Genomic DNA, 18,061 nt, shown 5'->3' on the forward strand with positions numbered 1-18,061 from the left:
CTTCGAGTCGCTACTCGAAGGGAACCGGCGGCATCTTGATGACCTGGGCCGCGTAGCTCAGGCCGGCGCCGTAGCCGAGTAGCAGCGCGGTGTCGCCGGGCTTCGCCTTGCCGGTGGAGAGCAGGTCTTCCATGGCGAGCGGGATCGATGCGGCCGACGTGTTGCCGGTGTGCTCGATGTCGTTGGCGATCACGGCGTCCTCGTTCAGGTTGAGGCTGCGCGCCAGCAGTTCGTTGATGCGGGAGTTCGCCTGGTGGGGCACGAACACGTCCAGGTCGCTGACGTCGACCTTCGCCACATCCAGTGCCCGCTGGGCGGCCTTGCCCATCTCGAAGGCGGCCCAGCGGAAGACGCTGGTCCCTTCCATGCGGAGGTACGGGCGCTTGGCGTGGTCGTCGCTGTCGATGTAGTCGATCCAGTTGATGTCCTGGCGGATGGCGTCGAACTGGGAACCGTCGCTGCCCCACACCACCGGGCCGAGCTGCTGGTCTTCGGTCGGACCGACCACGACTGCGCCCGCGCCGTCGCCGAAGATGAAGCAGATGCTGCGGTCGGTGGGGTCCATCGTGATCGAGAGCTGCTCGGAACCGATGACCAGGACGTTGGTGGCACTGCCGCCGCGGACCATGTCGGAGGCCAAGGCCATGCCGTAGCCGAAACCGGCGCAGCCGACGGTGATGTCGAAGGACGGAACGCCGTTGGCGCCCAGTGCGGTGGCGACGGCGGTCGCGGCGGCCGGGGTCAGCAGCAGGTGCGTGTTCGTGGCGACGATGACGGCGTCGATGTCGGAGCCCGACAGCAACGCATTGGCGATCGCCTTGCGCCCGGCGTCGATGGCCATGTCCATCGCGCTCTCGTCGTGCCGCGCGAAGCGCCGCGTCTTGATGCCGGTGCGGGTGTAGATCCACTCGTCGGAGGAGTCGATGTTCTCGCAGATCTCGTCGTTGGTGACGACTCGTTCGGGCCGGTAGGCGCCGATACCGAGAATCCCGATGTTGCGCGTGCCGGTGACTTCGGCGAGTTCGACCATGAGTTGTGTGCCTTCCGTGTTCCCCATATATCCGGTTCAACGGTCTCATAAGCAGGTGGCTACTGGGAAGTACGCGGGCCGTGTCGAGGTCGAGCCGGTGCCGAGGGACAACGCCGACCGTGCCCACTTTTCCGCCGACCGTGCCCACTTTTCCGCCGACCGTGCCCACTTTTCCGCCGACCGTGCCCACTTTTCCGCCGAGTGTGCCCGGGACCTGCACGGGCGGTGCCCACTCGGCGGGGGTGGGGTGCCCAGTCGGCTGGGATGGGGTGCCCAGTCGGCGGGGGTGGGGTGCCCACTCGGCAAGTTGGTAACTAGCAATGCTAACTACCAGTACTTAGTGTTACCGTCTAGTGGTATTCAGTTCTACTAGGTAGCGGAGGCAGTCGTGGGCAGACAGATGACCGAGATGCTCAAGGGCACGCTCGAGGGCATCGTCCTTGCGGTCCTCGGTGAGCGATCGGCCTACGGGTACGAGATCACCGCGTGGCTGCGCGAGCAGGGGTTCACCGAGATCGCCGAGGGCACCGTCTACGCGTTGCTCGTGCGCATCGAGCAACGCGGCCTCGTGGACGTCGAGAAGGTGCCGTCCGAGAAGGGACCACCGCGCAAGGTCTACTCCCTCAACGCCGACGGCCGCGCCTACCTGGACGAGTTCTGGACGACGTGGGACTTCCTGACCGAACGGCTCGATCGACTTCACAAAGGAGGAGAGTGACATGGCTGAACAATGGAAGAAATGGATCGAAGTGGTGACCGGGCCACTCGAACAAAAAAAGGTCTACCGGCAGGCGAAAGCACGCATCGACGCGCTGCCCGAGCCGTACCACTCGGCCGCGAACGCCTTCAACCGGTACGTGACCTACTCCGCCGGTATCACCGACGGCGACACGATCGTGCAGATGTGGTCCGATCTCGCCGACATGTGGGAGCGCGCGGCACTGGACGGCACCCCGGTGCGCGAGGTTGTGACTGACGACCCCGTGGAGTTCGCCGAGAGCTACGTCGATGCCTATGGCGGCAAGCGCTGGATCGACAAGGAACGCGATCGCCTCACCGCGGCGATCGATGAAGCAGAAGGGAAGCAGCGATGAGCGCGCCGGCCCAACCCGCGATCCACGTGCGGGGACTGACGAAGTCCTACGGATCCCGGGAGGTGCTGCGCGCCGTCGATTTCGACGTCGAGCGCGCCAGCGTCTTCGCCCTGCTCGGCTCCAACGGGGCCGGCAAGACGACGATTGTCAAGATCCTCTCCACCCTCGTCGCCGCCGACGGCGGATCGGCGGCAGTCGACGGGTACGACGTCACCGACGATGCGCGGGAGGTGCGCGCATCGATCAGTCTGACCGGGCAGTTCGCCGCGGTCGACGAGATCCTCACCGGGCGCGAAAACCTCGTGCTGATCGCTCGCCTGCGCCACCTCGACGACCCCGGCGCGGTCGCCGACGATCTGCTGGCCCGGTTCGACCTCGTCGACGCCGGAGCCCGTCCGGTATCCACCTACTCCGGCGGCATGCGGCGCCGTCTCGACATCGCGATGAGCCTGATCGGGGACCCGCCGGTGATCTTCCTCGACGAGCCGACGACCGGCCTCGACCCGCAGGCGCGTCTTGCGGTGTGGTCCACCGTCGAAGGGCTCGCCGAGCGGGGCACCACGGTCCTGCTCACCACCCAGTACCTCGACGAGGCCGAGCAGCTCGCCGACCGCATCGCGATCCTGCACGGCGGCCGGATCATCGCCAACGGCTCGTTCGACGAACTCAAGCGCGTGCTCCCGCCGGTCAAGGTCGAGTACGTGGAGAAACAGCCAACGCTCGAGGAGGTGTTCTTCGCCATCGTCGGCGCGGACGCCGAGTCGGCCCACCAGCCAGAAGACAGAGGAGATCACCATGTCTGAGAACCGCTTCGCCGGTGACACGGCCGTATTGACCGGCCGCTCGCTGCGCCACATCCTGCGCAGCCCGGACACGATCATCACCACGGCGATCATGCCGATCGCGATGCTGCTGCTGTTCGTCTACGTCTTCGGCGGCATGATCAAGACCGGCTCGGGCAGCTACGTCGACTACCTGCTGCCCGGCATCCTCGTCATCACCATCGCGTCGGGGATCTCCTACACCGCATTCCGCCTCTTCCTCGACGTGAAGAGCGGATTCGTCGAACGCCTCGGGTCCATGCCGATCGCCCGCTCGTCGGTGCTGTGGGCACACGTCGTGACATCGATGGTCGCCAACGTCATCGCAGTCGTCATCGTCGTCGCCGTCGCCCTGCTCATCGGCTTCCGGTCGAGCGCGGGAATCGGCGCGTGGCTGGCGATCGCCGGAATCCTCCTGCTGCTCACCCTCGCGCTGACGTGGGTCGCGGTGATTCCCGGTCTGCTCGCGAAGTCGCCCGACGGAGCCACCGCCTTCTCCTACCCGCTCATCTTCTTGCCGTTCATCAGCTCGGCCTTCGTGCCGACCGAGTCGATGCCCGGGCCGCTGCGGGCGTTCGCCGACAACCAGCCGGTGACCGCGATCGTCAACACGATCCGCAGCCTGCTGGATCAACAGCCCGTCAGCGCCGACATCTGGGTCGCCCTGCTGTGGTGCGTCGGCATCCTCGTCGTCGCGGCCGCGGTTTCCATGACCGTGTACCGGCGGGCCGGGTCGTGAGCCGAACCGCTGTCGGGCGACGCCGCTACTCTGGTGCGCGCAGGCCACCCTCCAACCGAACGGAAGTCACTCGATGATTCATGCGCGCGGCCTCGCCCAGACCTTTCACACGGGGTCGGGCAAACGGAAGAAGGAGATCGTCGCCGTCGACGGGGTCGATCTGGACGTCGCCGAGGGAGAGGTGGTCGGATTCCTCGGCCCCAACGGGGCGGGCAAGACGACGACCCTGCGCATGCTCACAACCCTCCTGCGGCCCACCGCCGGGACCGCGACCGTCAACGGCTTCGACGTCGTCCGCGAGTCGGTGCAGGTGCGGCGCAGCATCGGGTACGTCTCGCAGTCCGGCTCGGCGGGCAGCCAGGCGCTGGCCGGCGACGAGGTGACCGACCACGGCATGCTCTACGGGATGTCGCGCGCCGACGCCGTCGCGCGCGGACGCGAGCTGTTCGGCCAGTTGCAGCTCGACGGGTTGTGGGACCGGATGCCCAAGAGCATGTCCGGCGGACAGAAGCGCCGTCTCGACATCGCGATGGGGCTGATCCACGATCCGACACTGGTGTTCCTCGACGAGCCGACGACCGGCCTGGACCCGCAGGCGCGGGCGAACCTGTGGGATCACATCTCCCGCTTGCGCGACGAGCACGGCGCGACGGTGTTCCTGACCACCCACTACCTCGACGAGGCCGACGCGCTGTCGGACCGGATCATCATCATCGACAACGGACGGATCGTCGCCACCGATACCGCCGACAACCTCAAGGCGCAGGTGAGCGGTGATCTCGTCGCACTAGGGTTCGCCGACCGAGCCCACGTCGCCATCGCCGCGGAGCGGTTGGGCTCGATCGGAGCGGACCTCGTCGTCGACGACGCGTCGGTGCGCGCACGCGTAACCGGGTCGGCGCGTCAGGTGCCCGGCCTGCTGCGCGACCTCGACGCCCAGGGAGTCGAACTCACGAGCATCGAGATCATCCGCCCTACCCTCGACGACGTATTCCTCACCTTGACCGGCCGGTCGCTGCGCGACGCCGAGGCCGCCGAACCGACGACCGCTGACGACGCCGCCTGAGAGGGCTGACCACATGAATTTCGCGCGTGAATCCCTAATCGTCTTCCGCCGCCAGATCCGGATGAATCTGCGCAATCCGGCGTGGGTGTTGATCGGCATCATGCAGCCGGTGCTGTACCTGACCCTGTTCGGCCCGCTGCTCAAGCCGCTGATGGAGTCGATGCCCGGCGTCGGCGACAACCCGTACACCTTCCTGGTGCCCGGCCTGCTCGTCCAGCTGGGAATCTTCGGCGCTATGTTCGCCGGCTTCAGCCTGATCGGCGAATGGCGCGAGGGCGTCATCGAGGCCGAGCGCGTGACACCGGCGAGCCGCACGGCACTGCTCGTCGGACGGCTGATGCGCGACCTGCTGCAACTGCTGGTCCAGGCGCTCATCCTCGTCGGGCTCGGCTACGCGATGGGGATGCGCGGCTCGGTGACCGGGGTCGTCGTGGGCATCGCGATCACCCTGCTGATCGGCGGCGCATGTGCCGCGGCGTCGAATGCCGTCGCGCTGACCACCAAGAGCGAGGACGTGATGGCGCCGCTCATCAACATGGTGATGATGCCGGTGCTGTTGCTGTCGGGGATCATGCTGCCGATGACCCTCGGCCCGGCGTGGCTGCAGAAGGCCAGCGACTTCATGCCTTTCCGCTGGGTGGTCGACGGCGTGCGCCAGTCCTTCCTCGGCAACCTCGGCGATTCGAAGATCTTCTGGGCGCTGCTGATCTCGGTCGTGCTCAGCGCTCTCGGTACCTGGTGGGGCACCGCGGTGTTCCGCCGCGAGAACGCCTGAGGCCCACCCGTCGCGGGGGCGGAGAACGTGCACGGTCGTGCCGCACCGACGCGGCACCCGGATCAGTCCAGGTCGTCGAAACTGGTGATCTGCGGCGTGGGCGGCAGGGTGACCACGGCACCGGCGTAGCTGAGTCCGGCGCCGAAGCCGAGCAGCAGTGCGGTTTGGCCGCCCTTCGCCTTGCCGGTCGCGAGCATTTCCTCCATGGCCAGCGGGATCGACGCGGCCGACGTGTTGCCGGTGTTCTCGATATCGTTGGCCATCGGAAGGTCGTCGGGGAAGCCGAGGTTCTTCTTCATCAGCTCGCTGATCCGGGCGTTGGCCTGATGGGGGATGAAGACCTCGATGTCGGAGGTGTCGACACCGGCGAGTTCCATCGTCGAAGTTAGCGCCTTGGGCAGGGTGATAGCGGCCCAGCGGAAGACGCTGGGGCCTTCCATCGTCACGACCATCCGTCCGACCGGGTCGGTCTCCGGATCCTTGCCCTGGTACTCCTGGGCCCGGTCCATGTATTCGGGGATGTCCCAGTTCTGCGAGATCGCGTTCGCGTGCTCGCCGTCGGAACCCCACACGGTCGGCGAGATCCCGTTCTCCTCGCTGGGACCGACGACGACGGCACCGGCGCCGTCGCCGAAGATGAAGGCGGTACCGCGATCGGTCGGATCCATCACGACCGACATGGTCTCGACCCCGACGACCAGGACGTACTCGGCGGTACCGGAGCGCACGGTGTCCGCCGCGATGCCCAGCCCGTAGCCGAAGCCGCCGCAACCCGCGGCCACATCGTAGGCGGGGATGCCGTTGAGGCCGATGTCGTAGGCGACGATGGGACCGCCGTGCGGGATCTTCGTCTTCCAGCTACCGGTGGCCAGAATGATCGCACCGATCTTCTCTTTGTCGACGCCGGAGTTGGCGATGGCGCGCTCGGCCGCCGTCGCGGCCAGGGTCCGGGCCGACTCGTCGCCGGAGATCCAGCGGCGGTTGCGGATTCCGCTGCGCTCGTAGATCCATTCGTCGGAGGAATCGAGGATCTGGCACACCTCGTCGTTGCTGACCAACCGCTTGGGCCGGCACGCGCCGATGCCGAGCATCGCCACATTGGTCCGACCGGGATTCACTGCCAGATTCGCCACGTTGCACTCCATCTTTCGTCTTGGCCGGGGTCACCCGACGAGGCGCCAATAGTTTACGGACCGTCGGTGCGCCGAGGACCGGTCCGAGGGCCAAAGGGCCCGGTTGTCTGCTTCACCACGCGTGCACGGCGTTCTGCGCCGCTTCCAGACCGTGGCCGATCAGTAGTTCGGTGGCGTCCGCACCGTTGCCGATGAGCAATTCGACGGCATCGCGGTCGCGTGACGGAAAAGGTTTGAGGACGAACTCGGCGGGATCTTGCCGTCCGGGAGGACGGCCGATGCCGAGTCGGACTCGTGCATAGTCGCGCGTGCCCAGTGCTGCCGACAGCGAGCGCAGGCCGTTGTGCCCGCCCTCACCGCCGCCGCGCTTCAGCCGCACCTGACCGAAGTCGATGTCGAGTTCGTCGTGTGCGACCACGATGTCGGCCGGGTCGATCGAGTAGAACTTCGCCAGCGGACCGAGGTGCCGTCCGCAGTCGTTCATGTAGGTGCGCGACTTGCCCAGCAGGACTGGCTCGCCGGCCAGGTTGATCGATGCGGTCTCGGCGCCGGAACGCTTGTGCGTCGACCACCTCGCGCCGTGTGCGGCGGCGAGGCGGTCGACGACCATGGCACCGATGTTGTGGCGGGTCTTCTCGTAGCGCGGACCCGGATTGCCCAGCCCGATGACGAGTTTCACGCCCAACGCCTTGCCGGTGTTACTCGGCGGACTCGTCGGATGCTGCCTCGGCGGCGCCCTCGCCGGCCTCGGCTGCTTCTTCACCCTCGGCGGCCTCGTCCTCGGGCTCGGCAGCGGTCTTCGCCTCGTGCACGGCGACCACGAGGGTCTCCGGAGCCGCGATCAGGGTGACGCCGGCGGGGAGTTCGATGTCGGAGGCGTGGACCATCGTGCCCGGCACCGCGCCCTCGACCGAAACGACGATCTGCTCGGGGATCGACAGGGCGTCGGCCTCGACCTGCAGCGCGTTGGCGTCCTGGGTGACGACGCTGCCGCTCTGGGCATCGCCCTCGACGACGATGAGGACGTCGACGGTCACCTTCTCGCCGCGGCGGACGATGAGGAAGTCGGCGTGCTCGATGTAGCTCTTGATCGGGTGAACGTCGACCTGCTTGGTCAGGGCCAGCTGGCTCTTACCGTCGATGTCCAGATCGATGACGGCGTTGGTGCCGTTCGCGCGCAGGATGGCCGCGAAGTCACGGGCCGGCACCGAGAGGTGCTGGGGGTCCGAGCCGTGGCCGTAGATGACGGCGGGGACGTTGCCGGCGCGGCGGGCGCGACGGGCGGCGCCCTTGCCCTTTTCCTCGCGCAGGGTGGCGGTGAGCTTCGGTGCGGACGATGCGGCCATGGTGTTCTCCTCGTGTTGAACGATCGGTTTCGCGGGCACGGCCGACACCACCGAGGAGCACCTGCGACGACGCGCAGGGCACTGACTCAGTCGCGCCGATAACGGTGATCGCGCGGATCACCCTCGCCGTGACAACCCGTACAGCGTAGCGGGCCGATTAGCGTCTTGGCGAATCTAACCTTGTCCGATCCGACCGCCGATCAGCACACTTGCCCGAATTGGTAGGCGCCCGGCCTTGGGCGCCGCCGTGGAGCGAGGAGTGGTTGCAGTGAATTCAGTCCGACGGACGGCCGCGGTGATCGCGGTGGTCGGGGCGCTGGCCGGCTCGGGGTGGATCCCGGCCGCCGATGCCGCGCCGACACGGATCGACGGGCTCTTCGCGATCACCCCGGGCTCCTGCTCGGGTGGTTCGGTGAGCGGCTCGTACTTTCGCATGATCCTCCCCGAGGGGAACACTTCTGGGCCCTTCCTCGCCAACGGCGACTCCGCCTGCTCGGATAAGACGATCACCCCGTTGGCCCCCGGATCCGCCGGCGGCCTGCGCAGCGGCGGATTCCAGCCGCAGCCGGCCGCGGCATTCGATGCGGCGGGCAACGCACTGTCGGGGAGCGTGACCAGGCCGGTGAAGTTCTACGGCGTCGGCTTCGCCACCGCTACCAACCAGGTCGACCCGCAAACACGCCGTTCGGCATCGGTACCGGTGCTCTACCACAACAACGGCGAGGTCAGCGGAAACCTGAGTGCGTTCGGCGTGACCTGGAACAAGCAGGTGTTCAACCAGGGATCGCCCAAACCGGGCGGCGGAATGCCGGGGAAGACGTCGCCGGTGCGCGGCAAGTACAACCCGCAGACCGGTGACTACGCCATCGAGTGGACCAGTCAGATCGTCGGCGGGCCGTTCAACAACTTCACCGGACTGTGGCGGTTGACCGGCCGTGCGGCGGCCACCGCGGCCGCGGCTCCCGGCGCGCCGGCGCGCCCCGGAGCCCCCGCGGCGCCGGGGGCTGCGCCCGGAGCCGTCGGCGTCCCAGTGGCGCCCGGCGCGCCGGTCACCGTGACCGCGGCGCCGCCCGTCGTGAACAGCATCACCGTGGCGCCGACCGACCGGAGCTTCTGGCAGAGCACCGGCGGGATCGCGACCCTGTCGTCACACCGCTGACCGCGCTGGTCGTGCTCAGCCGCACGGATGCGCTGGAGTCGACGTCAGCGGTCCGGGTCGCGGTGTCGACGGCCATGATCCCGATCCTCGTCTTCGCGCTGTGGGGTGCGTATGCGACGACCAGCGAGTACGACCGGGGCGCGATCGTGTCCAGCCTGCTCATCGTGCCCCGGCGGTCGACGTTCTACACGGCCAAACTCCTGGCCGTCGCCGCTGTCGCCGCGACGGCGATGACGGTGTCGGCCCTCGCGGCGCTGATCGTCGTGGTACTCGCCGCGCCGCCCTCCGGTGTGGATGCCGGTCCGCTGTGGGCGGTCGCCGCCGTCGGCGTCGTGGGCGGAGGCGTCGCCGTCGCCGGGGCATCGGCCGGGTTCGTTCTGCGCGGGCCGATCACGACGGCTGTCGCTCTCATCGTCGCGCTGCTGGGACCCCAGGCACTCGGCCCGGCGCTCGGCGGCGCGCAGCGCTGGGTCGTCGGATCCGGACCGGGAACGCTGGTCGCGCGGGCCGCCGGCAGCGATCAGGTCGACACGACGCTGGGATGGCCCGTCGGTGCGCTGGGATTCGTGATCGTCGTCGCGGTGGCGGCACTCGCCGGGTGGCGGGTGTTCGCGCGAGCCGACCACTGATTCCGGTCCACCCGTTGCCCGCGGCTGATGTCCCGTAGTTAGGTGGACACATGGCCACCACCGATCCAGTCGAGCTGACCACCGAGTTTCTGCGCGATCTCGCGTCGGGCCGCATCGACGGCGCACTCGCCGTCGTCGGCGACGACATCCTGTACGAGAACGTGGGTTTTCCCGCCGTGCGCGGCAAGCAGTTGTTCTCGCGGGTCATGCGCGCGCTCAACGGGCGGCTCGTCCACTTCGACGCGGAGATTCTCACGGCGGCCGCCGACGGGGACAAGGTCCTCAATGAGCGGATCGATCTCCTGAGCCTTGGACCGTTGCGCCTGCGGTTCTGGGTGTGCGGGCACTTCGAGATCCGCGACGGCCGGATCGTCGTCTGGCGCGACTACTTCGACTTCTTCGACTGCACCAAGGCGATGGTCCGGGCCCTCGTCGGGCTGGTGGTCCCCGGAGCGGTCAAGCCGATCCGGTCGCTGACCGACGACGGCGACCACCAACTTCGTCCGGTGTAGCCCGCGTCGAGCGGGTATCTCGCCGACGCCGCGGCGACGTCGGCGAACGGCTCAGAGGATCTCGTCGACGCTGTCGATCGGACGGGCGAGGCGGGTGCCCTTGCCGGTGACCACGAACGGGCGCTCCACCAGTACCGGCTGCTCGACCATCGCGTCGAGGATCTCGTCGTCGGAGGCCTCGGCCAGGTTCAGTTCCTTGTAGAGCGCCTCGCGCTTGCGCGCGGCCTGCCCGGGGGTGAGCCCGGCGTCGGCGAAGAGCTTCACCAGTTGCTCGCGGGTCCAGCCCTCGTCCAGGTACTTCACGACCGTCGGCTCGATGCCGGCTTCGCGTAGCTTGTCGAGTGTCTTGCGCGAGGTCGAGCAGCGCGGGTTGTGGTAAACGGTGGCCATCGCTACGCGCTGCCGTTGAACAGGCTGGTGACCGAGCCGTTCTCGAAGACCTCGCGGATGGTCTGGGCGAGCAGCGGGGCGATCGAGAGGACCGTCAGGTTCGCGAAGCGCTTCTCCGGCGGGATCGGCAGCGTGTCGGTCGCGATGACCTCTTTGGCGCCGCAGTTGGCCAGGCGCTCGGCGGCGGGGTCGGAGAAGACGCCGTGGGTGGTCGCGATGATGACATCGCCGGCGCCGGCGTCCTTGAGGACCTTGACCGCCCCGGCGATGGTGCCGCCGGTGTCGATCATGTCGTCGATCAGCACGCAGGTGCGGCCCTCGACCTCACCGACGACCCGGTTGGACTTCACCTGGTTGGGCACCAGCGGATCGCGCGTCTTGTGGATGAAGGCCAGCGGTGCGCCGTTGAGCGCGTCGGCCCACTTCTCGGCCACGCGCACGCGGCCCGAGTCGGGGGAGACGACGCAGATGTTGTCGGTGCCGTACTGCTCGCGGACGTACTCGGCGAGCTGGCCCTGCGCGTGCATGTGGTCGACAGGGCCGTCGAAGAAGCCCTGGATCTGGTCGGTGTGCAGGTCGACGGTGATGATGCGGTCGGCGCCGGCGGTCTTCATCAGGTCGGCGATGAGGCGTGCGGAGATCGGCTCGCGGCCGCGGTGCTTCTTGTCCTGACGGGCGTAGGGGTAGAACGGCAAGATCACGCTGATCCGCTTGGCCGAACCGCGCTTGAGGGCGTCGATCATGATGAGCGCCTCCATCACCCACTCGTTGAGCTGGGCCGGGCAGCTCTGCAGGACGAAGGCATCCGATCCGCGCACCGACTCCTCGAACCGGACGAAGATCTCGCCGTTGGCGAAGTTGCGCGCGACCTGCGGCGTGACTTTGATACCCAGCTCGCTCGCGACGGTGTCGGCGAGTTCGGGGTGCGCGCGCCCGGAGAACAGCATCAGGTTCTTGCGGTTGTCGACGGTCCAGGTCATGGCATTCTCAATCTGGCTAGAGGGGTGGGGCTGGCTATTCGGTTGTGGTCGAGGCGTTCGGGTCGGCTTCCGCCTCGGCAGCGGCACGGGCAGCGGCCGAGTCGGGTCGCTTCTTGGCCACCCAACCGCGGATGATGCGCTGCTCGCCTGCGGAGACGGCGAGCGCCCCCGGGGGAACATCTTGCCGCACGACGGTCCCGGCCCCGGTGTAGGCCCCGTCGCCGACGGTCACCGGCGCGACGAACATGTTGTCCGAGCCGGTCCGGCAGTGCGATCCGATGACGGTCCGGTGCTTGTTCTCGCCGTCGTAGTTCACGAAGACGCTCGACGCGCCGACGTTGCTGTGGTCACCGATGGTCGCGTCACCGACGTAGGTGAGGTGGGGGACCTTGGAGCCGATGCCGATCTGCGTGTTCTTCGTTTCGACGAAGGTGCCGATCTTGCCGTCGGCACCCAGTTCGGTGCCCGGGCGCAGGTAGGCGAACGGGCCCACGGTCGCACCCGCACCGATCCGGGCGTCCGAACCGTGCGTGCGGATCACCGTGGCGCCTTCGCCGATTGCGACGTCGGTGAGGGTGGAATCCGGTCCGATGACGGCGTCGGTCTCGACGCTGGTCCGGCCGTGCAACTGGACACCGGGCTCGATGCGCACGTCGGGCGCGATCGTCACATCGACGTCGATCCATGTCGAGGCCGGGTCCACGATGGTCACCCCGGCCAGCTGGTGGCGGCGAAGGGTGCGCCTGTTCAGCTCGGCGCCGAGGTCGGCGAGCTGGGCGCGGTCGTTGCAGCCGGCGACGACCGCCGGGTCGTCGACGATGTGGGCCCGCACCGGTTTGCCGGCGTTGTTCGCGATTTCCACGACATCGGTCAGGTAGTACTCGCCCTGGACGTTGTCGGTGGACAGCGCGCCGAGCGCGTCGCGCAGCGTCGCTGCGTCGAAGGCGTAGATCCCGGCGTTGACCTCGGTGATGGCGCGCTGCTCGTCGTCGGCGTCCTTGTGCTCGACGATGGCGGTGACCCGACCGGAGTCGTCGCGGACGATGCGGCCGTAGCCCGTCGGGTCGGCGGCGATGAAGCTCGTGAGCGTGACCGAGGCCGGTCGAAGCCGTCCGCCCGCGGCGCTGCCGTCATGTTCGTCGAGAAGTGCCGAGAGCGTCGGTCCGTCCAGCAGCGGTGCGTCGGCGACGGTGATCACCACCGTGCCGGTGAAGTCGTCGGGGAGTGCGCTCAGCCCGGCCCGGGCGGCGTCTCCGGTGCCGAGCGGTTCGTCCTGTTCGGCGATAAGGACTTCGCGCCCCATTCCGGCCGCGATCTCGGCGATGGCCGTCCTCACGCGTTCGCGCTCGTGGCTGACCACGGCGACCAGACGAGCGGGGTTGATTTCGGCCGCGCCGGTGAGCGCGTGTCCGACAAGTGATCGGCCACCGATCTCGTGCAGGATCTTGGGGGTCTTCGACTTCATGCGGGTACCCGCACCCGCGGCGAGCACGATAATCGCGCGTTGGCCGGTTTCGGTCATCAGCGTCCTCAATGTCGGTGAATGGACGACGAACAAATCCTACGCAACCCGATAACGTGGTGGCCGCACGGTTCGCAGGACCGTGTCGGAGAAGACATAGATGGAGGAGCTCGATGAGCGGACAGAAGGTAGCGATCGTCACCGGTGCGGCGCGGGGCATCGGAGCGGGGGTCGCCAAGCGGCTGGCAGCCGACGGCCTCGCGGTCGCGGTGCTCGACCTCGACGCGGACGCGTGCGCGGACACCGTAGCGGCGATCACCGAGGCGGGCGGCAAGGCCATCGCCGTCGGTGCCGATGTTTCGAACGAGGACTCGGTCGCGGCGGCGGTCGACAAGATCGCCGAAGAACTCGGACCGCCCGTCGTGCTCATCAACAACGCCGGCATCATCCGCGACAACATGCTGTTCAAGATGACGGTCGACGACTGGGACGCGGTCATGGCGGTGCACCTGCGCGGGGCCTTCCTGATGAGCCGCGCGTGTCAGAAGCACATGGTCGACGCTGGCTGGGGCCGTATCGTGAACCTGTCGAGCACGTCGGCGCTGGGGAATCGCGGTCAGGCGAACTACTCCGCGGCGAAGGCCGGCATGCAGGGCTTCACGAAGACGCTGGCGATCGAGCTGGGCAAGTTCGGCGTCACCGCGAACGCGATCGCGCCCGGGTTCATCGAGACTGAGATGACGCAGGCGACCGCCGCGCGAATGGGAGTCGATTTCGACGACTTCAAGAAGATGAGCGCTGCGGCGATCCCGGTGAACCGCGTCGGCGCGCCCGAGGACATCGCGCACACCGCTTCGTTCTTCGCCAGCGAGGGGGCCGGCTTCGTCTCCGGCCAGGTCATCTACGTCGCGGGCGGTCCCAAGGACTAACCCGAATCTCTCACGACCCCGCCGGTGCCGCTGTGGCAGAATCTCCACGGCGGCATCTTCGGGGCCGTTTCAATCCGCCGTGGTGTAATTGGCAACACTCCTGATTTTGGTTCAGGCATTTCAGGTTCGAGTCCTGGCGGCGGAGCAACCCAACTCGATCTCTCGCGTCCTGGCTCATGCCCTCCCGTTCTCTGGCGAGCGGACGATCGCCACAAGCATTGCAAGACAGGCGACCGCGTGTGATTTAGCTCACAGTTGCCGGTCCGGTGTCGTGTTCGGGTTCCGGGATCTGCGTTACGGCCTTGTTTCGCAGTGCTACGTACCCGTTTCTATTTCGTTCTTGTTATGGCGAAATCGGTCATCGATGACCGAATGCGTTACATGACGTAAACAATCACTCGAATCGCACGTTTGATCGTTCCGCAACGCTTGGTTTGCCCGTCTAATCACAGCTTGGTAAACCATCATGAGACGGCGCTGAAGGCAAGCTGACAGCATCTGGCAGATGCGGCCAGCGATCACCGCTCGGACGACGTCGATAAACAGGTATCTGGCAATGGCGCTGGTTCCAACCCGCATCGTCATCGACTCTATTGTCGTGGCGGCAACGTATATGAAGAGAAGGTTGAAATGAACGCATTGACTAAAGGCGTCGCGGCTACGGTTCTAGCTGGTACGGCGGTCACTATCGGTGCATCGATGGCCGAAGCCGCACCCGCAAAGAAGGCGCCGAAGAACCCCGACGCTATTAGTGCTGGAATTGCGCCGGGCGTGACATATACCGGAAATGCGAAGGCTGGCGCCGCTGAGATCAAGACCCCCTGGGGCACGTTCAGCACCTCGCCTGGTCAGGTGGCGGTGAAAGACGCCAACGGGCGTGCGGTATTCGGTAACCCGTCCAAGGTTGCCTCGCCTAACGCTCCGGTGATACCCAAGGCGTCGGTTTCGAGTGCCAAGACTCCGTCGGCAGCATGGACGCCACCGACCCCGGTGGCCGATATGGTGCCGCCGAATGTGCGAAGCATGATTCCGCGTGAATTCGCCAATATGGTGCCGGGCGACGTTGCCGGAATGCTGCCGCGCGACGCCGGAAAGATGATCCCGCGGGAAGTCGCCAGCGCGATCACCCCGATGCTCATGGCCGCCTCGCAGCAGCCGGCCTTCCGTGTCCCGGCGGCCGCCGAAGGGCCCAAGAAGCCGCTGACCGCCGAGGAGAAGGAAGAGGCGATCTACGGTGCCATTGGCAACGTAGCGACCCACTTCGGTTTCGCCTACGGAGTCGGCGCCATGGTCGGCGGCGTGGCCGGCGCGGTGGTCGGTTGCCCGGTCGGTGCTGTGATGGGGATGGGTGCTGCCTTCCCGATTGCGCCGCTCGCCGCGCCCGTCGGGTGCTTTATCGGCATTGGCACCTTAGGCACGTCGGGCGCCATTATCGGCGGTGCCGTCGCCGCTACCCCGGTCGGCATCGCCTCGGCGTCGTATGAGATCTCCAAGCTGCAGAAGGCCGGAGCCCTGTAGTCACTGGTGAACGCGAAGGAAGCGGGGCCGTCGACACTCGACGGCCCCGCTTCCTTGCTATCGGGTTGGTTGGCAGATCATTTTCGGCCGTCAGGTGACCGTCGAGGTCGTCTCGATCGCCTGCTGGCCACCTTTGTGGGATACCTCGATCCTGCGCGGCTTGGCTTCCTCGGCCATCGGGATCGTGACGGTCAGGACGCCGTTGTCGTAACTCGCGGAGATGCGGGAGCTGTCGATGTCGTCGCCGAGGGAGAGTTGACGGCGGTAGGCGCCGGAGAACCGCTCACTGGCGAGCCACTGGACGCCGTCCTCGGACGGCGTGCTGCGCTGTGCGGACAGCGTCAGGACCCCGTTGTCGACGTTGACGTCGATCGAGCCGGGGTCCGCGCCGGGGAGATCGGCGATCAGGACATAGTGGTCATCGACCTTGTAGAGATCCAGCGGCATGAATCGGGGCGCGCGCCGGGTTCCGGTCGGCGTGCCGGTCATCAGCTCACGAGCAAGCGCATCGACATCGCTGAATGGATCAAAACGAAGCACAGCAACTCACCTCCTGAATCCGAGGCTGCCCGCCACCCTGACGGGCAGCACACGTGCTGTACACCAACAAAGATACCAATGCGGAGATCGGATGTCTAGCACTCTGGGGCATAGAGTGCTAGACACCTTGATGCCAGATCCGACCTTCGTGTTGCGTGGGTCACCATGATGCGATAGCATGAACGTATGTTCGAGGAGAGGGTCTGACGCAGGAGGGGGTGGATATAGTGGCTGACGCCGATATGCACAACACGATGGCAGATAAGCTGCCGGATTCCCCGTTGGAACTCGCCAGGGTGGTCGACGCGGCAGTGGAGAAGCTGGCCGCGTTGCGTCTGAGTCTGACCGCAGACGCCGAAGTACTCGACGCGGTCGAGGTGCTGGAGGGGGCGTGGCGTCGCGCGGACGGGGCGAATGCCGCTCTGTTGGTCGAAGTATCGGACCGGGAGCTGTTTCGGACGGTTGGCCACACGTCTGTCAAGCGGTTCTACGCCCAACATCATCGCCTGGGGAACGGTGAGGCGAAGCGACGAGTAACGGTGGCCGAGGCGATCGGCGTATTCACTTCGATGACGGGCGACAAGCTTCCGTCTAAGAGGGAGCCGATCGCCGTCGCGGTGGCGCGGGGCGAGATCTCCGGCAACCATGTGCATGAGGTCGAGGAGATCGTGACCAAGATCCCGCGCAGTGCATCGCCGGACGAGGTAGCCACCGCGGTGGAGATCATGGCGACGGCTGCCCGCGAGTTGGCGCCGACTGACCTGCGGCCGGTGGGGCAACGGTTGTTGGCGCACCTGGATCCCGACGGCACGTTGACCGACGACACCGACCGGCAGCGGCAGCGAGGGCTGATCATCGCCCGCCAGGACGCACAATTGATGTCTAAGGTTTCCGGGTGGCTCCCGCCGGCCACCCGCGCCAAATTAGAAGTCCTGCTGCACAACTGGGCGGCGCCGGGGATGAACAATCCCGATGATGCCGGAGAGCCTCGCCGGGTCGGCCTCGGAACTCTGCGAGCATGATCGTGACGCATTGGCCGAGGCGGTCAAGCGCGATACCCGTAGTCCGGCGCAGCGCAATCTCGATGCGTTGGACCGTGCCTTGGACTGAGTGTTGGGACACGGGGCGCTGGGTCGTCCGGATCGGTTGCCCGCCGAATTGGTGATCACCGTCGAAGAGCGGGATCTGGCGCGTCGGGCCGGGGTCGGGCTGACCGCTACCGGCGCGATGGTGCCTGTCGCCGATCTCGTCGAGTTGGCCGCCGATGCGGCGCCGTGGCTGGAAGTGTTCAAAGATCACAGCCGCGAGATCCTCGACTTCGGGCGCGGGAAGCGATTCGCGACCAAGGCGCAGCGCGTCGCACTATTCGGTCGTGATCGCGGCTGCACCCGACCGGGATGCTCGGAGCCGTTCTGCCGCACCCAGGCGCACCCGGTGGGTCGAGTGGTCGCGACGAAGGAGCGACTGTATCGAGACCATGCCGCGGCCGATTTCGCTGACGGCGGGATGACCGACGTCGCCGACCTGGCCGGGGCTTGCGGGCCAGACAATCGCAACGTCGGTACCAAGCCGGGGCAATGGGAGACGGCGATCATTGCCGACGGGCCCGATCAAGGCCGCATCGGCTGGCGACCAGCCGGAACCGATCTGCCCTACCGCACCAATCCGGTTCATCACCCTGAGAAGTTCCTGCGGGGCCACCCGGTAAGGGGCAGCACCACGACCGAAACCGGTTCGGCGGCAGCGGAACCCGGCCAAGAGGCTCCCGATTCAGGCGCCGAGTCGCGTCCGCCGCCGAAGATGATGCGCATCCATCCCGATCTATTCGACGTTGGCGTTGCCGGCAGGCCGTGTTCGCGGATCGAAGCTGCCATCGAAGAGATGCTGGGCCTTACGGCCTGACCACACGCGAAGTTCGACATGGAAGGCATCGACGTA

20 protein-coding genes, 1 tRNA gene and 1 pseudogene are annotated in these 18,061 nt (G+C 67.0%); 14 read left to right on the forward strand and 8 right to left on the reverse strand.

Annotation, left to right across the window (positions count from 1 at the left end):
• Positions 1 to 10 precede the first annotated feature (10 nt).
• Positions 11 to 1,030 (reverse strand): beta-ketoacyl-ACP synthase III, encoded by a 1,020-nt coding sequence (locus GOARA_RS15565; RefSeq protein ID WP_040523665.1) that lies wholly within the window; start codon positions 1,028 to 1,030, stop codon positions 11 to 13.
• Between the two features lie 388 nt (positions 1,031 to 1,418).
• On the opposite strand from GOARA_RS15565, the gene GOARA_RS15570 reads away from it, so the two are divergent.
• The 6 genes from GOARA_RS15570 (at position 1,419) to GOARA_RS15595 (ending at position 5,525) form a co-directional block, all read left to right on the forward strand.
• On the forward strand, positions 1,419 to 1,748 hold the full coding sequence (locus tag GOARA_RS15570; RefSeq protein WP_007323370.1) for a PadR family transcriptional regulator: 330 nt from the start codon (positions 1,419 to 1,421) through the stop codon (positions 1,746 to 1,748).
• 1 nt (position 1,749) lies between these two features.
• Positions 1,750 to 2,124: a DUF1048 domain-containing protein gene (locus tag GOARA_RS15575; RefSeq protein ID WP_007323371.1), complete on the forward strand. Its 375-nt coding sequence runs from the start codon at positions 1,750 to 1,752 to the stop codon at positions 2,122 to 2,124.
• Entirely contained in the window at positions 2,121 to 2,927 is an 807-nt protein-coding gene (locus tag GOARA_RS15580; protein ID WP_007323372.1) for an ABC transporter ATP-binding protein, read from the forward strand. The genes GOARA_RS15575 and GOARA_RS15580 overlap by 4 nt, the downstream gene beginning before the upstream one ends.
• The gene (locus tag GOARA_RS15585; RefSeq protein WP_007323373.1) at positions 2,920 to 3,684 is read left to right on the forward strand and encodes an ABC transporter permease; all 765 of its coding nucleotides are present in this window, start codon (positions 2,920 to 2,922) and stop codon (positions 3,682 to 3,684) included. The genes GOARA_RS15580 and GOARA_RS15585 overlap by 8 nt, the downstream gene beginning before the upstream one ends.
• A gap of 73 nt (positions 3,685 to 3,757) precedes the next feature.
• Positions 3,758 to 4,750, forward strand: coding sequence for a daunorubicin resistance protein DrrA family ABC transporter ATP-binding protein (locus GOARA_RS15590; protein ID WP_007323374.1), 993 nt, complete (start codon positions 3,758 to 3,760; stop codon positions 4,748 to 4,750).
• Positions 4,751 to 4,763: 13 nt separating this feature from the next.
• Positions 4,764 to 5,525, forward strand: coding sequence for an ABC transporter permease (locus GOARA_RS15595; protein ID WP_007323375.1), 762 nt, complete (start codon positions 4,764 to 4,766; stop codon positions 5,523 to 5,525).
• Between the two features lie 62 nt (positions 5,526 to 5,587).
• Here GOARA_RS15595 and GOARA_RS15600 read toward each other — a convergent pair whose 3' ends face one another.
• The 3 genes from GOARA_RS15600 to GOARA_RS15610 form a co-directional block, all read right to left on the reverse strand.
• Positions 5,588 to 6,658 carry a beta-ketoacyl-ACP synthase 3 gene (locus GOARA_RS15600; RefSeq protein WP_040523686.1) on the reverse strand — a complete coding sequence of 357 codons (1,071 nt, stop codon included), beginning with the start codon at positions 6,656 to 6,658 and terminating at the stop codon, positions 5,588 to 5,590.
• 112 nt (positions 6,659 to 6,770) lie between these two features.
• Positions 6,771 to 7,337: an aminoacyl-tRNA hydrolase gene (gene pth, locus GOARA_RS15605; protein WP_007323377.1), complete on the reverse strand. Its 567-nt coding sequence runs from the start codon at positions 7,335 to 7,337 to the stop codon at positions 6,771 to 6,773.
• A gap of 19 nt (positions 7,338 to 7,356) precedes the next feature.
• Positions 7,357 to 8,004: a 50S ribosomal protein L25/general stress protein Ctc gene (locus tag GOARA_RS15610; RefSeq protein ID WP_007323378.1), complete on the reverse strand. Its 648-nt coding sequence runs from the start codon at positions 8,002 to 8,004 to the stop codon at positions 7,357 to 7,359.
• 268 nt (positions 8,005 to 8,272) lie between these two features.
• Here GOARA_RS15610 and GOARA_RS15615 point away from each other — a divergent pair, with 268 nt between their 5' ends.
• Genes GOARA_RS15615 through GOARA_RS15625 form a run of 3 tightly spaced genes read left to right on the forward strand, consistent with a single transcriptional unit; the run spans position 8,273 to position 10,304 of the window.
• A complete protein-coding gene (locus tag GOARA_RS15615; protein WP_211599512.1) occupies positions 8,273 to 9,163 on the forward strand; it encodes a hypothetical protein in 891 nt (296 codons plus the stop codon).
• Positions 9,164 to 9,174: 11 nt separating this feature from the next.
• On the forward strand, positions 9,175 to 9,792 hold the full coding sequence (locus GOARA_RS15620; RefSeq protein ID WP_007323380.1) for an ABC transporter permease: 618 nt from the start codon (positions 9,175 to 9,177) through the stop codon (positions 9,790 to 9,792).
• Positions 9,793 to 9,842: 50 nt separating this feature from the next.
• The gene (locus tag GOARA_RS15625) at positions 9,843 to 10,304 is read left to right on the forward strand and encodes a limonene-1,2-epoxide hydrolase family protein (protein ID WP_007323381.1); all 462 of its coding nucleotides are present in this window, start codon (positions 9,843 to 9,845) and stop codon (positions 10,302 to 10,304) included.
• A gap of 51 nt (positions 10,305 to 10,355) precedes the next feature.
• Here GOARA_RS15625 and arsC read toward each other — a convergent pair whose 3' ends face one another.
• Genes arsC through glmU form a run of 3 tightly spaced genes read right to left on the reverse strand, consistent with a single transcriptional unit; the run spans position 10,356 to position 13,196 of the window.
• Entirely contained in the window at positions 10,356 to 10,694 is a 339-nt protein-coding gene (gene arsC / locus GOARA_RS15630) for an arsenate reductase (glutaredoxin) (RefSeq protein ID WP_007323382.1), read from the reverse strand.
• A gap of 2 nt (positions 10,695 to 10,696) precedes the next feature.
• Positions 10,697 to 11,674, reverse strand: a complete 978-nt coding sequence (locus GOARA_RS15635) for a ribose-phosphate diphosphokinase (RefSeq protein ID WP_007323383.1) — start codon at positions 11,672 to 11,674, stop codon at positions 10,697 to 10,699.
• A 34-nt stretch (positions 11,675 to 11,708) separates the two neighbouring features.
• Positions 11,709 to 13,196, reverse strand: coding sequence for a bifunctional UDP-N-acetylglucosamine diphosphorylase/glucosamine-1-phosphate N-acetyltransferase GlmU (gene glmU, locus GOARA_RS15640; RefSeq protein ID WP_007323384.1), 1,488 nt, complete (start codon positions 13,194 to 13,196; stop codon positions 11,709 to 11,711).
• Between the two features lie 113 nt (positions 13,197 to 13,309).
• Here glmU and GOARA_RS15645 point away from each other — a divergent pair, with 113 nt between their 5' ends.
• The 3 genes from GOARA_RS15645 (at position 13,310) to GOARA_RS19960 (ending at position 15,583) form a co-directional block, all read left to right on the forward strand.
• Positions 13,310 to 14,065, forward strand: a complete 756-nt coding sequence (locus tag GOARA_RS15645; RefSeq protein WP_007323385.1) for an SDR family oxidoreductase — start codon at positions 13,310 to 13,312, stop codon at positions 14,063 to 14,065.
• A 73-nt stretch (positions 14,066 to 14,138) separates the two neighbouring features.
• Positions 14,139 to 14,210 (forward strand) — tRNA-Gln (locus GOARA_RS15650).
• Positions 14,211 to 14,695: 485 nt separating this feature from the next.
• Positions 14,696 to 15,583 carry a hypothetical protein gene (locus tag GOARA_RS19960; protein ID WP_007323386.1) on the forward strand — a complete coding sequence of 296 codons (888 nt, stop codon included), beginning with the start codon at positions 14,696 to 14,698 and terminating at the stop codon, positions 15,581 to 15,583.
• A gap of 90 nt (positions 15,584 to 15,673) precedes the next feature.
• Here the strand turns inward: GOARA_RS19960 and GOARA_RS15660 are convergent, their stop codons facing one another.
• Positions 15,674 to 16,123, reverse strand: coding sequence for an Hsp20/alpha crystallin family protein (locus GOARA_RS15660; RefSeq protein ID WP_007323387.1), 450 nt, complete (start codon positions 16,121 to 16,123; stop codon positions 15,674 to 15,676).
• 254 nt (positions 16,124 to 16,377) lie between these two features.
• Between GOARA_RS15660 and GOARA_RS20765 the strand changes: the two genes are divergently transcribed.
• On the forward strand, positions 16,378 to 17,145 hold the full coding sequence (locus GOARA_RS20765; RefSeq protein WP_280985247.1) for a DUF222 domain-containing protein: 768 nt from the start codon (positions 16,378 to 16,380) through the stop codon (positions 17,143 to 17,145).
• Positions 17,099 to 18,025: pseudogene (locus GOARA_RS20770) on the forward strand (DUF222 domain-containing protein). The gene GOARA_RS20765 and the pseudogene GOARA_RS20770 overlap by 47 nt, the downstream one beginning before the upstream one ends.
• Positions 18,026 to 18,061 lie beyond the last annotated feature (36 nt).

Source organism: Gordonia araii NBRC 100433, assembly GCF_000241265.1.
GTDB lineage: Bacteria > Actinomycetota > Actinomycetes > Mycobacteriales > Mycobacteriaceae > Gordonia > Gordonia araii.

What these genes read in the sequence shown, in the direction of transcription:
- GOARA_RS15610 (WP_007323378.1), bottom strand. Translation starts at nt 8,004, where the DNA reads ATGGCCGCATCGTCCGCACCGAAGCTCACCGCCACCCTGCGCGAGGAA.
- arsC (WP_007323382.1), bottom strand. Translation starts at nt 10,694, where the DNA reads ATGGCCACCGTTTACCACAACCCGCGCTGCTCGACCTCGCGCAAGACA.
- GOARA_RS15645 (WP_007323385.1), top strand. Translation starts at nt 13,310, where the DNA reads ATGAGCGGACAGAAGGTAGCGATCGTCACCGGTGCGGCGCGGGGCATC.
- GOARA_RS15585 (WP_007323373.1), top strand. Translation starts at nt 2,920, where the DNA reads ATGTCTGAGAACCGCTTCGCCGGTGACACGGCCGTATTGACCGGCCGC.
- GOARA_RS15590 (WP_007323374.1), top strand. Translation starts at nt 3,758, where the DNA reads ATGATTCATGCGCGCGGCCTCGCCCAGACCTTTCACACGGGGTCGGGC.
- GOARA_RS20765 (WP_280985247.1), top strand. Translation starts at nt 16,378, where the DNA reads ATGGCAGATAAGCTGCCGGATTCCCCGTTGGAACTCGCCAGGGTGGTC.
- GOARA_RS15625 (WP_007323381.1), top strand. Translation starts at nt 9,843, where the DNA reads ATGGCCACCACCGATCCAGTCGAGCTGACCACCGAGTTTCTGCGCGAT.
- GOARA_RS15580 (WP_007323372.1), top strand. Translation starts at nt 2,121, where the DNA reads ATGAGCGCGCCGGCCCAACCCGCGATCCACGTGCGGGGACTGACGAAG.
- GOARA_RS19960 (WP_007323386.1), top strand. Translation starts at nt 14,696, where the DNA reads ATGAACGCATTGACTAAAGGCGTCGCGGCTACGGTTCTAGCTGGTACG.
- GOARA_RS15595 (WP_007323375.1), top strand. Translation starts at nt 4,764, where the DNA reads ATGAATTTCGCGCGTGAATCCCTAATCGTCTTCCGCCGCCAGATCCGG.
- glmU (WP_007323384.1), bottom strand. Translation starts at nt 13,196, where the DNA reads ATGACCGAAACCGGCCAACGCGCGATTATCGTGCTCGCCGCGGGTGCG.
- GOARA_RS15575 (WP_007323371.1), top strand. Translation starts at nt 1,750, where the DNA reads ATGGCTGAACAATGGAAGAAATGGATCGAAGTGGTGACCGGGCCACTC.
- GOARA_RS15565 (WP_040523665.1), bottom strand. Translation starts at nt 1,030, where the DNA reads ATGGTCGAACTCGCCGAAGTCACCGGCACGCGCAACATCGGGATTCTC.
- GOARA_RS15635 (WP_007323383.1), bottom strand. Translation starts at nt 11,674, where the DNA reads ATGACCTGGACCGTCGACAACCGCAAGAACCTGATGCTGTTCTCCGGG.